Raw genomic sequence first — 13,268 nt, forward strand, 5'->3', positions numbered from 1 at the left:
TGGAATTATACGCTGGAAGATTGCCTATGGTTTCCGAATTGCAAAAATATTTTTTTGCAGTTTACGTAGTGAAGATATTGACTCCCTGGAAGCTGAAGAATAGCCATGAAATCAGGAAAAAGAGTACAGCCCGTTAGCATTCGCAGGTTCGGCATGGTATATTGGACACGATACCATTAAGGATGGAGCATTCAAGGCATGAGCGAACAACAACGTTCCGGACAAGGAACCAAAAATAACAAATCAACGGCATACGGAAAGAAGCCGGGTGATAAAGCGGCTGCGAACCAAACAGGGGCCAAGCCGGCTTTTAAGCGCGAACATAGGAAGAACAAGGATTCGTTATCGGCTTCATCGTATTCGAAGGCGAAACCGTCCGATAAATATAAGCAAGGAGTACGCGGGCCACGGCCTTCATCCGGACGTGAGCACGCAGATGAGCTGCAAGCAGGCGACATTATTGTCGTTACGATCAAACGGCTTGGCATTAACGGCGAAGGGGTCGGTTATTACCGCCGTAAGGCAGTGTTTATTGACGGAGCGATCACGAACGAAGTTGTCAAAGCCGAGGTGAAAGAGGTCCAGCCTAAATTTATCAAGGCACAGCTGGTAGAAGTGGAGAAGCGATCGCTTTACCGGATTGAACCTCCTTGTCCGGTATTCGGCATCTGCGGCGGCTGCCAAATTCAGCATATCTCCTATGAGGGACAGCTGCAGGCTAAGACGGATATTGTGCGTGAGGCGTTCAGCCGGTATGCAGGACGGGACGATGTGAAGTTTAAGCCGATCCTCGGCATGGAGCACCCATGGAATTACCGGAACAAAGCGCAGCTGCAGCTGAAACGGAAGGGCCACGAAGTGATCGCAGGGCTCTATGAAGCGGACAGCCATACGATTGTGGACATTAGCGGCTGCCCGATTCAGCATCCGAAGGTGAATGAAGCGGTGGAGAAGGTCAAATCCGTCCTCGAAGAGTTGCGGATTCCGATGCACAAGGAGAATGGGAACAAGGACGGCGTTCGGACGATTGTGGTTCGTCACGGCTTCCAATCCGGGGAGCTTCAGGTGACGCTGGTGACGGCCGGAAGCAAGCTGCCAAGGCAGGATGATCTCGTTCGCATGCTGCGCCTTACCATTCCGGAGGTGAGCGGGATTTCACTCAATATTAATCCGAAGAAAACCTCACTCATCTTCGGAGACCGGACAATCTCGCTGTGGGGAGCCGAGAGCATGCAGGAATCGCTGAGTGACCTGCAATTCTCGCTGTCGCCCAGAGCGTTCTTCCAGCTGAATCCGCAGCAGACGGTCAAGCTGTATGAGTCGGTCCGGGGGGCAGCCGGATTGACGGGGAAGGAAACCGTCATCGACGCCTACTGCGGAACGGGCACGATCGGCCTGTGGCTTGCGCCTTATGCCCAGGAGGTGCGCGGGATCGAGACGATCCCCGAAGCCGTCGAGGATGCCAAGGCCAATGCGCAGCGAAACGGGCGGACTAATGCGAGCTTTCACGTCGGCCAGGCAGAGGAACTGCTGCCGCGCTGGGTCAAGGAGGGTTTGAAGCCGGACGTCATCATTGCCGACCCGCCGCGTACCGGCCTGGACTCGCGCTTCCTGGAGACGGTGCTCCGCACCAAGCCGAAGCGGTTTGTATACGTATCCTGCAATCCCTCGACCTTGGCGAAAGATTGCAAGGTGCTGCTTGACGGCGGTTATGAGCTCGATTGGGTGCAGCCGGTCGACATGTTCCCGCAGACAAGCCATGTGGAGGCGGTAACGCTGTTGATCAGGAAAGACAATTAAAGCGGAGATATTGCAAAGAGGGGCGAAAGAGCCCCTCTTTTTTCATTGTTATAGCAGGACACTTGAGACATCACATTACAAGATTATGGAACAAGACCGTTTGTAGTGAATATTGACCAATTCCAGTCCGCTTCGGTCGACAACACTCATTTTCTATGATATGGTAGCAAGTAATTAGGCATTTCGTTCCCTTGGGACGAGGTGCCTTCTCGCATATTTATAGCCGTTTTACATTAAATGTCTATATGGAGGTGATGCAATGGTGCTCCTGATTTCCCCGCTACGGGGGGAGAAATCCGTAGTTCATTATGGACGATCGATGGAGAGTGCACCCAAATAACGATAATCTGAGGAGTGTTGTTGAGATGAGAGTAAATTTACGAGCAGAAACGCGCGCCGCGATGAACAAAACTGGACTTAAGCAGCTTCGTCTTTCGGGACGAATTCCGGCGGTTGTATTTGGCACAGGGGAAAACAATATGATGATTCAACTGTCCACCAAAGAATTCGGCAAATGGGCAAGGAACGGCAAGGGAGGAATCCTTGAGCTCCATTTTGACGATCGGGAGCCGCTTCCGGTTTTGCTGGAGTCCGTTCAGCGTGATCCAATTACTCGTGAATACATTCATGTCGACTTTTTGCGCATCAATATAAATGAAGTTGTTCGGACGAGAGTAAATCTCGATTACATCGGCGCCGCCAAGGGAGCCAAACTTGGAGGCGTCGTCCAAATTCAAAGCACGTTCATCGAGATTGAGTCTTTCCCTGACCGTATTCCTGCCATCATTCCAGTTGATATCAGCGAACTGGATATCGGGAATTCCTTACACGTCGGGGATCTTAAACTGCCCGACGGGGTCGGGCTGATCTCTTCGGCAAACGAACTGCTCGTGTCGGTGGTGACACCGAAAGTCCAGTCGGAGCAACCGGAGGCTATGTAATTTCTGCTGCCGGCGATTACTTCCCGATACTCCATCGGGAAGCGATCGCCGGTTTTTTGCGTAAAATTTGATCAGAATCCGGAACTTTCCATCAAGTGAGACTAGGCTTGGCCGTCATTATTATTGTACACTCAAGTCATGTGAACTGCGGTCTGTCGCTTATTCGGCAGCTGCATACTAAGCCAATGAAGGAAGTGTCGAACCATGAATGCAGAATCCGTTATGGCGGAGCTTGAAGCGCTAGGCAAGGAACGGCTCAAGAAAATGTATCTGTCCAATGGGGCGCGTGAACCGCTCTTTGGCGTGGCGACAGGTGCCATGAAGCCGATGGCCAAGAAAATTAAAATCAATCAGCAACTGGCTGAGCAGCTTTATGCCACCGGGAACTACGACGCCATGTACTTTGCCGGCATCATTGCAGACCCTAAAGCGATGACGGCAGCGGATTATAATCGCTGGATGGATGCGGCCTATTTTTATATGCTGTCCGACTATGTGGTTGCCGTAACGTTGGCAGAGGCAGATATTGCGCAAGACGTTGCCGATCAATGGATCGCAAGCGGCGAAGAGCTCAGAATGTCGGCGGGGTGGAGCTGTTACTGCTGGCTGCTCGGCAGCAGACCGGATCGTGAGTTCCCGGAGAGCAAAATCTCGGCCATGCTCGAACTGGTGGAAAAGACCATTCACGAGTCTCCGGACCGAACGAAATCCGCAATGAATAATTTCATGTACACTGCAGCCATCTCCTATTTGCCGCTTCATGATAAGGCGGTTGAGACCGCAAAGGCCGTAGGACCGGTAGAAATGAAGCGGGACAATAAGAGCAAGTTCCTGAACGCTTCCGAAAATATTAGGAAAGAAGTCGAGAGAGGGAAACTAGGTTTTAAACGCAAGTATGTGAGATGTTAAACCATGTTTTTAATCGGCGGATTTGATGGAAGACCTAAAGAAGGCGGTGTTTTGCTGCCTTCTTTTAAATATCCTTTTTCATATAGTAATGCGTATGCCGTCCGGCATTCTCGATCTGGCCATATACCTCATACCCCTGCTTGATGTAAAAATCCAAGGCTTGGAAGCTCAATGTATCCAATTTAACAAACTCGCATTGTTTCTCTTTCGCTATTTTTTCCGCCTCGTTTAACAGCTTGGCGCCGTACCCCGATTTACGGAAAGCTTCATCCACGAACAAGTAGTGGATCTCCAGCCAGTTCCAGCATATTTCCCCCACAATTCCTCCCAAAATCTGACCGTCCGCATTCCTCAACAATAGGTTTACTTCCTCATAACGGCCCTTTAAGTCGTCTGGGAAATGCTTGAGATTATACTTAATCATTTGGTTCCTTACGTAATTTATGTCGGCGCTGTTTGATTCTGCAGTTTCATTAGTAAAATAAATTTGCATAAGGTTTGCTCCTTCTGGTATGCCAGATCTGTGGTATGTGTAGGATACGAAATCGGTTTATTCCTATCTTTCTCAAGATATCATAGCTTTCGAGTGGATCGGCGGTAAAAAATCTTTTTAAAAGAATGTACCCGTGAGGCAACGGGATGCCTATGCTATACTGAGGTTGTTATTTGATCCGCTTCATCTAAGGGAGGATTGTCCTTACATGTGTTGCATCGCATTCATACGTATTCGTTAATGATGGTACAGAACATCTAAATCCGTCCATTTTCATGTAAAAATGCGAAGGATTATTTGTGCTGTGCCTTTTTCATTACTATACGAATGAATGAGGTGCTTTTTTGTGTTTAAACATAATAAAAATAGTCGGAAAAAACTGAAGAAACCTTCTAACTTTTCCGCTCAGCATTTATTAATCAGCAAACGGCTGATTCATGATATGATCGATTTGGCCCGGATTCAATCCACCGATACCGTGCTCGATATCGGAGCGGGGACAGGGGCATTAACCTTTCCGCTGGCAGAGAAGGCGGCACACGTGCTCGCGATCGAGACAGATCCGGCGTTTATTGATAAACTGTTCAGCAAGATAAAAGATGGCAGCAACATTCGCGTTAACCCGTCTGATTTCCTGGAGGTTCCTCTTCCGAAAAGTCCGTTTGCCGTCGTGGCGAATATTCCGTATTCGATCACCACAGCGATCATGGCGAAGCTGCTGGATCATCCCGGCGTGCCGCTGCAGCGAGCCGTGCTGCTTGTGGAGAAGGGGGCAGCCAAACGTTTTACGGCAGTTCCGGTTCAAGATCCGCGTATCTTAAGCTGGAGGATGCATTATGACCTGCGGCTCGTGCGGACCGTATCTCCTCAACATTTTGCGCCGCCTCCCAAAGTGGATTCCGCTATTCTAGCCATCAACCGGAGGAAACAGCCGCTCATTGCCACGCAGCATCAACCGAAGTTTAGAGCGCTGGCAGCCTACGGATTGCGGGACCCGAGGCTGCCGTTATTCGCGTCTCTGGCGGGCGTGTTCACGCCTCCTCAGATTACGAAGCTGGTCCGAATGCTGGGGGTGGATCGAGATCTCCCCATCGGGAGGCTGAACGAAGAGCAGTGGGGGACTGTATTCCATACGATGCTCCAGCATGTGCCGTCGAATCGTTGGCCCAAACTTTCAAGCTCGAAAGGCAAATCCAAAAAAAGAGAATAATAACGGGGATATCCGTCGTTTCTAATACGATCATTTATAAAATGTTCGCAGAATTCGCTTGACCCTGACACTAGTGTCAGGGTTTACAATGAAATCGAATCGTTCATCCAGGAGGCGAAAAAGCATGAAAATCGGAGAACTTGCAGCCCGTACCGGCGTCAGCATCCGTTCGCTTCGATACTACGAACAGCAAGGATTGCTTATGCCGGTTCGCAACGAGAACGGGTACCGGGAGTATTCGATTCTCGCAGAAGAACAGGTGCGTACCATCCAGTTATATTTGAATCTAGGATTGTCCACCGAGCAGATCGCGGGTTTCCTGCATTGCGTCTTGAAAAATAAAGAGGCGTTTTGCGCGGAAGTGTTTCCGATTTTTCGTCAAAAAATTGCAGAGATCGATGCGCAAATCCACCAGCTAAACCATATCAAGATGAATCTGGAGGAACGCATGCAATCGATTCTGGAGGAACGAGAATCGGAAGAAGCGGAGGAATGCAAATGAGTTTACCACGAATAGATGCAGCCAGCTTTCAAGACGCGATTAAACAGAATGGAGTCACTCTGGTTGAATTTGGAGCCACATGGTGCCCGCCGTGCAAGGTGCTGCTACCCATTCTGGAAGAGCTGAGTCAGGAAGAAGCGGGTCGCCTGGATGTCTATCAGGTGGATTGTGACGAATCCCCGGAGCTTGCCGCTCAATTCGGTATTATGTCCATGCCGACGGTGATCGTGTTTCATAACGGAGAACCGGCAGACAAACTGATTGGACTTCGACCTAAGAGTGTGTACCAAGCGGCGCTAGGCCGTTATGTCTCATAGAATCGAATATAGATTGATTGAGCGAAAACGCCTCTGTTGTTTGATGACACAGAGGCGTTTTCTATTGAGGTAGAGGGCATTATACGCCGTGTATCGAATTCTTATATAGCAACCGTAATTCGCTGCCGAAGGAGATACTTTCATGAGATCAAGAAGGAAAATCATATCTCTTCTGACTATCATCGTACTAAGCTGTCTTGCCATGAGCGTGGTAGACGCGGTGATCCGTCCGGATTATGCTGTTAAATCCGCCATCAAGATCATCCTGTTTCTGACATTACCGATTGGTTACGCCGTGATCGCCGGCGGGGTACCGTTTCGGAGGCTGTTCACCTTCGAGAGAAAAGGCCTCCTGATGTCCTTGCTGCTGGGATTCGGCGTATTCACTATCATACTCGGCGGATATTTTTTGTTGAGTCCTTTATTTGATTTCACCAACGTAACAGGAGCCTTACAGGAGAACTTGGGGGTAAACGCAGGCAATTTTGTGTTTGTAGCCCTTTACATATCGATTGCGAATTCACTGCTGGAGGAGTTCTTTTTCCGGGGTTTTGCTTTTTTTACGCTGAAGGAGCAAGTCGGACGACGGTTTGCTTATCTATTCAGTGCAGGGGCCTTTGCCGTGTATCATATTGCGATGATGTCCAGCTGGTTCTCGGTAGGGCTATTCCTCTTATTAATCGCCGGTCTGGTTGTCGCGGCCCTACTGTTTAACTGGTTGAATGAGCGTAGCGGCAATATTTACGCATCTTGGATGGTCCATATGTTTGCCAATCTTGCCATTAACACCATCGGATTTATGCTGTTTGGGATCATCTGATGAAGGATTAGATTTGTTTGCGGATAAATATACGCCTTGCAAGGCGGTGGAAAATTTTAGGGAGGCGTTTTAACTGACAACAGAAATCTTTTTCTCAACCAACCCCATCGGTCATGTAACGGATGAGCAGCTCCAGACCATGCTGGACAGACACCATCTAGGGAACCTCATTTCAGCTGAGAAAACGTCTAAGGGAGTAGGAAATCAGACGTTGTTCATTAACTCGAGCAAAGGAAGCTATGTATTGAAGGGAAATCCCCTTTATGCAGGGCAGTTCGCTGAAGAGAAATTTTATACGGACTATTTGCAAAAATATACATCACTGCCTTTATCGGCTCCGTATCTGCTGGATGAGTCCAGCGATATTTTCGGCTGGAGTTACGCGATCATGCCCCGTCTTCATGGCGTACATATGAATGATCCACAATGTAGAGCAAGTCTTGGCGCAGCGGATCGAATGGATATTGCCTCTTCAGCAGCCAACATTTTAAATGAAATGCACGGCTGGACAGTGAATCAGTATGGCGAGCTCGACCCGCAAACACTAAAGATCCGCCCGTTTGAGGGATCTTATAAAGAGTGGCTCTACAACCGGATTCGGTTTTGGTTACAGGATGCCAAGCAATATTCCCAGATCACCCGAGCCGATACGGAATGGGTTGAAGAGGTGCTGCGTGCCTCGGCGGATGAGTTCGATAAGCATTGCTCCCCCACTTTTGTTATGGGGGATTTCAAGGCAGAGAATATGCTGGTAGCGTATGATACGGTTCGTCAGGCGTGGCGAATCAGCGGCATTTTTGATTTTACGACCGTATATTTTGGGGATGGAGCAGCGGATTTGCCCAAGATGGTGATTATGTATTGGGATTTCGAGGAACAGGAAGCAGCGCGGCATTTTGTACAGATGTACTTGCAGGGTTCTGCCAATAAGGAAGGCTTTGTTGATCGATTTAGAGTGCATATGCTCCATCAGCGTATATTGGATTGGGGATGCGCCAAAGCGATTGGTGCAGTTACTTGGGATCCGCAGCTTGCTTTTTCCGAATGGGCAAAAGATTATGTTTATGCCATGGACTACTTGAGATCGTGGATTGCATGATGCTTGTGAAATTCCGGATTGACCTTCACATCATGTGATGGTTTACAATGCGGTTAACCGAATGAAAAAGGAGCTGCTGCGTGTGCATATTAGTGAGTTGTCACGTAAAACGGGCGTAAGTTTGCGTTCCTTGCGTTATTACGAGGAGAAGGAACTATTGTCTCCGGACCGTCAGAATAATGGCTACCGTGAATATAGGGAGACGGATATCGAGCGGGTTCGGCTGATCCAGATGTATTTTAGCCTGGGATTGACGGTGAAGGAGATTATGAGTTTTTTCCAATGTGCATTTGATGAGCAGCCGAGAATCGAATGTCTTCCGAATGCGATTGAGATAGGTAAGCGGAAGCTGGATGATATCCAGCTGCAGATCGAGCTGCTGAAGCAGGCGGAAATTCATTTGCAGAAGAACATTAAGGCATGGGAAGCTATTTTGGACAAGGGGGATCGGCGTAATGAACAAGGTTGACGGGCTGGTTGTGAAGCGAGTTGCTGTCGTGACGGGGGGCAACCGTGGAATTGGAAAAGAGATTGCAAGGCAGCTTGCTGCCAAAGGACTTCAGGTGATCATTACGTCCCGGGACGAAGGGAAGGGGAGGTTAGCTGTCCAGGAATTGCTTGCGGCCCGGCTCGATGTAAAGCTGCAGGTGGCGGATGTCCACGAAATCAACGATGTGGCACGGATGATGGAGCGAATACAATCAGACTACGGCCGTCTTGACGTGCTGGTGAACAATGCCGGGGTTATTTTGGACCGAGGGGTTTCTGTGCTGGATGTAGAGGAGTCGGTCGTGCGGCAAACGCTGGAGACGAATTTTTTTGGTGCTTTTCGTATGACGCAGGCGGCGATCCCTCTGATGAAGAAGCATCATTATGGGCGTATTGTAAACATCTCTTCCGGTCTTGGTGCTTTCGAAATCATGCAGGATGGTTACGGTTTAAAAGGGTCGTCCTCGGCTTACCGTATCTCCAAAACGATGCTGAATGCGTTAACCTGCCTCGTCTCGCAGGAGGTAGCCGGTGCCGGCATAAAGGTAAACGCGGTTTGCCCGGGCCGGGTTCAGACCGATATGGGCGGTGAGGATGCTCCGTTAACCGTTGCCGAAGGGGCTGATACGGCTGTTTGGCTGGCGACGATGGAGGATGATGGGCCTAGCGGGGAGTATTTCCGTGAGCGGCAGCGAATCGCTTGGTGATGTGGCGGGAATTTTCGCTATGCAAGGGATGACATCTATTGTTTGGTTTACCGATGGATGACGCTGCTAATGATTAGCAATATAAAAATACTCTGAAAAAGACCCATTTCGAAGATGCTGATGTATAATAATCGGTATCAGGAGGTGCAGAGTATGAGTGATATCAACATTTTTGGCCATCAGGCTTTGTTTGAACATGTCTACAAAAGTGCTCCAATTGGCATTGCCCTGGTTACGATAGATGGAAATTGGATCAGCGTAAATCCTGCGGCTTGCAAAATGTTTGGCTTGACGGAAGAAGAATTGATGGCACAGCCGGCAACCGATTATATTTATTCTGATTGCATTAACAATAAAGATAAGCTGTTTCAATCTTTGGATGAGACGTCCTCAACCATTGCGGTGGAAAAACAATTCGTACATAGAGACGGCCGTGGCATCTGGGCATCGATGCATGTTTCTCTGGTTCGTGACGAAAAGGATCAAACTCCTTTGTTTTTCATTTCGCAAATTGTTGATATTACCAACAGCAAGGTTGCCGAGCAAAGGCTCCAGGAGAGCATTGAACGCTATACCTCGCTGAAGAAGTATAACCATGATGCGATCATTTCCTTCAATCTGGAGGGAAGGATCATTAACGGGAACCAGATGGCAGAGCAGCTGACTGGTTTTAAAATTCCCGAATTAATTGGAACCCGGATTTCCAATTTGATCGGTGAACGTCATCTTGCTCGTATACTTTCTCCTTTAGCGGATTATGTTGCTGTCGAGAAAGCTATAAACGTTATCCATCACAAAAACGGACACACGGTTGAAGTGCTAGCTACGCTTGCACCGATTGTCATTCATAACAAGAATGTGGGTTTTTACATTATTGCCAAGGATATGACAGAGCAGAAGAGACTCATCATCGAGAAGGAAGCAGCCGAGAAGACAAATAACGCCAAGAGCGAGTTTCTGGCGATGATGAGCCATGAGATCCGCACGCCGATGAATGGTGTGATCGGGATGACGGACTTGATACTTGAAACAGAGCTTGATGAGGAACAGCGGGAGTATGTACAGATCATTAAGAAAAGCGGGACAACCCTTCTGAACATCATCAATGATATTTTGGACTTTTCAAAAATCGAATCGGGCAGAACGGAGCTGGTGGAGGAAACATTTAATCTAAGAACGGCTTTGTCCGAGACATTGAACCTGATTCTTCCGAAGGCGCTGGAGAAAAATATTGAGGTGACCACCTCTGTAGCTTCTGACGTGCCGAATCAAGTGTATGGGGATGTGACAAAGCTAAGGCAGATCTTAATGAACCTGCTTAGTAATGCGATTAAATTTACGCCTAATGGCGCCGTCTCCATCGCTGTGCAGTGTGTCGAGGACCAGGGGAACTCGGCCCTTATCCAATTCTCCGTTATGGATACGGGCATTGGCGTGCCGAGTGAGAAGGTTGCGCAGTTATTTGAACCCTTTTATCAAGTGGACCACTATATGACCCGCCAGGTGGAAGGAACGGGGCTGGGTCTGGCGATCTGCAAAAAACTCGTTCAGTTGATGGGCGGAGATATCTGGTATGAGAAGAATCAGAACCAGCAGGGGTCTGTCTTTACGTTTACGGTTGATTTTTCGTTTAAGCCGAATGATGTCAATCAACAGGAGAATGGGGCCGTTCACGAGAATCACTCCTCAGGAAACGATCTGAAAATTTTGATTGCCGAGGATAATGAGGTGAATCAGTTAGTCCTCAAGAAAATGATTGAGAAGCTGGGATACCATTCGACCACCGTCCAGAATGGACTCGAGGCGGTTGAAGCCTTCGAGCGTTATCCGTATGACATCGTGTTCATGGACATTTCGATGCCCTTCATGGATGGAACGGAAGCGGTCCGGCTCATTAAAGAATCGGTATCATCCGAAAAACAGCCCTTTATCGTGGCCGTTACGGCCCATGCGATCAAGGGCGATCGCGAGAAATATTTAGGGATGGGCATGGATGAGTATGTAAGCAAGCCTGTCAGCATGAATGTTATCTCGGGCATTATTGATAAGTTTCTGGCTGAGCGAGATATGTCTCAAGCCTAAACAGATGAAAGCTCAAGTGATGTCGCTTGAGCTTTTATTCATTCTAATTATAGGAACGAATTCGCATGCAGTATGCAGCTGCTAATCTGCCGTCGCGTGTATGGGAGTTGCAGTCATAGTGAATGAAAAAACGGCCTGCGGGAAGAATCCCGACAGGCCGTTAAAGTTATAAAGGATGTCCTAAGAAGCGTTACCGGTTACGCTGCTTCCGCTTTTCGTAAGTTTATAGGTGATGACCTCGCCGCTCCAGAAATGGAATTTAAGAATCACTTCTCCGTCTTTGACCTCATTAAAAAAGGTAGGCTTGAGCTTGATTTCATCCGTTGAGTAGGATGGGGAGAACGTATATTCAAACTCTTTGAAGGAGGTCCAGTCCTGCGGTCCTGCATTGCCTCCCGTCGCGTATACCGCCTCCATCGTGGCTAGCTGATCTCCGTTGAACGTCGTTGGAATGCTGAACGAATCGGTTGTACCCTGCGTGTTGCGAAGCTCGGGCTTATCATGGAAGATGACCCTGAAATTCCAGTCCGCACCGCGGTTGAATTTGGCCGTCAATACAGCATTCACGCCGAATTGGCCGGATGAAGTCAGTCTGGACAGCAGGCTGGACGTAAACGTGATCGCATTTCCGTTAAGCGTATAATCCTGCCCGGCAACTAGCAGTTGTCCGTTTGTGCGGACTTCGGTTAACGAGTGGCCGTTTAAGTTCAAAGGTATGCTCTTATTCTGGATGGCCGTTCCTTTTTTTACGAAGACCAGATCGGTGTCAGCCGTGGAAGAGCGCCCGCTCCACCCCGCCTTCATGATGTTGTACAACTCCGGATCGGACCAGGTAAAAGCGGTTCGCTTAAAGTGCTGGCCATTGTCCCATAGCATATGGGTAATGTTCTTCTCTTTGAGATAATAGGTTAGATACTCGAAGAACTTCAGTTTCTCCCCCTGCTCAATGACTCCCGTGCTCTGATCGAACCCAAGCAGTCCATATTCACCCAGGATGACGGGAATCCCTCTGGCGATAAAGGTGTTATACACATTGTTGAATGTTTGATCGATATCGTTCCGGGTATCCGTCTCAAAACGGGTATAACCCGCGATGTTCACACTGAACGGCCAAAATCCATAATAATGGACCGTCGCAATCAGATTGGAGTCATTCAGCTTCGTCATGGTGTTATATAGTTCGCTCATTCTCTCCTGGGTTGGAGAGGCCTCCAGGGTAGATAGTACAAGCGGCCGGGTTGCGTTGCGTGCTCCAGAGCCGCGGACAATCCGATGGAATGACGTTTGAAGTTCGTCCAGCATCTGAAATGCTTTCGTTTCATCGGTGGTCCCTCCATCAGAGAAACGAGGTTCATTGACGCTTTCAAACATCAGTTTGTTGGAATGGTTCCGGAAGCGATGGGCAACTTGAGTCCACACGGCGTTGTACTTGGCAACGACCTCATTGCGATTGTTCTCCATATGGCTGATCCATAGCCAAGAATCGTGATGGACATTGATCATGACATACAGATCGGCTTTAAGCGCCCAATCGACAACCTCCTGTACCCGGTCCATGTAAGCAGTGTCGATGGTATAGTTCGGCCCGCTGCCGATATGGGTGTTCCAGGTTACCGGAATGCGGATACTCTTATATCCCTGTGCCGCGATTTGGTTGATCAAGGCTTTGGTGATGCGCGGATTTCCCCATGCTGTTTCGTCAGCCCCCACGGCATCCAGCGAATTGCCAAGGTTCCAGCCGGGCTGCATATCGTTGACGTAGGCTTGGGGATTTTTCTTTGGAGATCTTGAATGTTCGTTTTTCGCAGCGGATGCGAAAGATGGGAATAGTGAAAGGACTAGAACAGCGATAAGAGCTAAGGAACATAGGGATTTCTTATTCAGGTTTATCATTAGCAT

13 protein-coding genes are annotated in these 13,268 nt (G+C 48.7%); 11 read left to right on the forward strand and 2 right to left on the reverse strand.

Annotation, left to right across the window (positions count from 1 at the left end; translation table 11 throughout):
• The first annotated feature begins 198 nt into the window (after positions 1 to 198).
• The 3 genes from rlmD to MKY82_RS07010 all read left to right on the forward strand — a co-directional run bounded on the left by rlmD (position 199) and on the right by MKY82_RS07010 (position 3,650).
• Positions 199 to 1,800, forward strand: a complete 1,602-nt coding sequence (rlmD, locus tag MKY82_RS07000) for a 23S rRNA (uracil(1939)-C(5))-methyltransferase RlmD (RefSeq protein WP_339295803.1) — start codon at positions 199 to 201, stop codon at positions 1,798 to 1,800.
• A 365-nt stretch (positions 1,801 to 2,165) separates the two neighbouring features.
• Complete coding sequence (locus MKY82_RS07005; RefSeq protein WP_339295804.1) at positions 2,166 to 2,741, forward strand: 50S ribosomal protein L25; 576 nt, start codon at positions 2,166 to 2,168, stop codon at positions 2,739 to 2,741.
• A gap of 204 nt (positions 2,742 to 2,945) precedes the next feature.
• Complete coding sequence (locus MKY82_RS07010; protein WP_194541337.1) at positions 2,946 to 3,650, forward strand: DNA alkylation repair protein; 705 nt, start codon at positions 2,946 to 2,948, stop codon at positions 3,648 to 3,650.
• 64 nt (positions 3,651 to 3,714) lie between these two features.
• Here the strand turns inward: MKY82_RS07010 and MKY82_RS07015 are convergent, their stop codons facing one another.
• Positions 3,715 to 4,143 (reverse strand): GNAT family N-acetyltransferase, encoded by a 429-nt coding sequence (locus MKY82_RS07015; protein WP_220686258.1) that lies wholly within the window; start codon positions 4,141 to 4,143, stop codon positions 3,715 to 3,717.
• Between the two features lie 346 nt (positions 4,144 to 4,489).
• Here MKY82_RS07015 and erm point away from each other — a divergent pair, with 346 nt between their 5' ends.
• The 8 genes from erm (at position 4,490) to MKY82_RS07055 (ending at position 11,369) form a co-directional block, all read left to right on the forward strand.
• Positions 4,490 to 5,353 carry a 23S ribosomal RNA methyltransferase Erm gene (gene erm / locus MKY82_RS07020; protein ID WP_220686257.1) on the forward strand — a complete coding sequence of 288 codons (864 nt, stop codon included), beginning with the start codon at positions 4,490 to 4,492 and terminating at the stop codon, positions 5,351 to 5,353.
• Positions 5,354 to 5,477: 124 nt separating this feature from the next.
• On the forward strand, positions 5,478 to 5,855 hold the full coding sequence (locus MKY82_RS07025; protein ID WP_071223574.1) for a MerR family transcriptional regulator: 378 nt from the start codon (positions 5,478 to 5,480) through the stop codon (positions 5,853 to 5,855).
• Entirely contained in the window at positions 5,852 to 6,172 is a 321-nt protein-coding gene (locus MKY82_RS07030) for a thioredoxin family protein (protein WP_113058574.1), read from the forward strand. Before MKY82_RS07025 ends, MKY82_RS07030 begins: the two co-directional genes overlap by 4 nt.
• A gap of 142 nt (positions 6,173 to 6,314) precedes the next feature.
• Positions 6,315 to 6,992, forward strand: a complete 678-nt coding sequence (locus MKY82_RS07035; protein WP_220686256.1) for a CPBP family intramembrane glutamic endopeptidase — start codon at positions 6,315 to 6,317, stop codon at positions 6,990 to 6,992.
• Between the two features lie 244 nt (positions 6,993 to 7,236).
• Positions 7,237 to 8,091, forward strand: a complete 855-nt coding sequence (locus MKY82_RS07040; RefSeq protein ID WP_339295805.1) for an aminoglycoside phosphotransferase family protein — start codon at positions 7,237 to 7,239, stop codon at positions 8,089 to 8,091.
• Positions 8,092 to 8,152: 61 nt separating this feature from the next.
• Positions 8,153 to 8,560, forward strand: a complete 408-nt coding sequence (locus MKY82_RS07045) for a MerR family transcriptional regulator (RefSeq protein WP_220686255.1) — start codon at positions 8,153 to 8,155, stop codon at positions 8,558 to 8,560.
• The gene (locus tag MKY82_RS07050) at positions 8,547 to 9,287 is read left to right on the forward strand and encodes an SDR family oxidoreductase (protein ID WP_220686254.1); all 741 of its coding nucleotides are present in this window, start codon (positions 8,547 to 8,549) and stop codon (positions 9,285 to 9,287) included. Before MKY82_RS07045 ends, MKY82_RS07050 begins: the two co-directional genes overlap by 14 nt.
• Positions 9,288 to 9,440: 153 nt before the next feature.
• Positions 9,441 to 11,369: a PAS domain S-box protein gene (locus MKY82_RS07055; RefSeq protein WP_194541343.1), complete on the forward strand. Its 1,929-nt coding sequence runs from the start codon at positions 9,441 to 9,443 to the stop codon at positions 11,367 to 11,369.
• Positions 11,370 to 11,549: 180 nt separating this feature from the next.
• Here MKY82_RS07055 and MKY82_RS07060 read toward each other — a convergent pair whose 3' ends face one another.
• Positions 11,550 to 13,262 carry a cellulase family glycosylhydrolase gene (locus MKY82_RS07060; protein ID WP_339295806.1) on the reverse strand — a complete coding sequence of 571 codons (1,713 nt, stop codon included), beginning with the start codon at positions 13,260 to 13,262 and terminating at the stop codon, positions 11,550 to 11,552.
• Positions 13,263 to 13,268 lie beyond the last annotated feature (6 nt).

Source organism: Paenibacillus sp. FSL W7-1279 (assembly GCF_037969845.1).
In the GTDB taxonomy this organism is placed as follows: domain Bacteria; phylum Bacillota; class Bacilli; order Paenibacillales; family Paenibacillaceae; genus Paenibacillus_AQ.

Bases quoted from the DNA above. Each gene is read 5' to 3' on its own strand.
- rlmD (WP_339295803.1), top strand. From the start codon at position 199: ATGAGCGAACAACAACGTTCCGGACAAGGAACCAAAAATAACAAATCA.
- MKY82_RS07005 (WP_339295804.1), top strand. From the start codon at position 2,166: ATGAGAGTAAATTTACGAGCAGAAACGCGCGCCGCGATGAACAAAACT.
- MKY82_RS07010 (WP_194541337.1), top strand. From the start codon at position 2,946: ATGAATGCAGAATCCGTTATGGCGGAGCTTGAAGCGCTAGGCAAGGAA.
- MKY82_RS07015 (WP_220686258.1), bottom strand. From the start codon at position 4,143: ATGCAAATTTATTTTACTAATGAAACTGCAGAATCAAACAGCGCCGAC.
- MKY82_RS07025 (WP_071223574.1), top strand. From the start codon at position 5,478: ATGAAAATCGGAGAACTTGCAGCCCGTACCGGCGTCAGCATCCGTTCG.
- MKY82_RS07030 (WP_113058574.1), top strand. From the start codon at position 5,852: ATGAGTTTACCACGAATAGATGCAGCCAGCTTTCAAGACGCGATTAAA.
- MKY82_RS07035 (WP_220686256.1), top strand. From the start codon at position 6,315: ATGAGATCAAGAAGGAAAATCATATCTCTTCTGACTATCATCGTACTA.
- MKY82_RS07045 (WP_220686255.1), top strand. From the start codon at position 8,153: ATGAAAAAGGAGCTGCTGCGTGTGCATATTAGTGAGTTGTCACGTAAA.
- MKY82_RS07050 (WP_220686254.1), top strand. From the start codon at position 8,547: ATGAACAAGGTTGACGGGCTGGTTGTGAAGCGAGTTGCTGTCGTGACG.
- MKY82_RS07055 (WP_194541343.1), top strand. From the start codon at position 9,441: ATGAGTGATATCAACATTTTTGGCCATCAGGCTTTGTTTGAACATGTC.
- MKY82_RS07060 (WP_339295806.1), bottom strand. From the start codon at position 13,262: ATGATAAACCTGAATAAGAAATCCCTATGTTCCTTAGCTCTTATCGCT.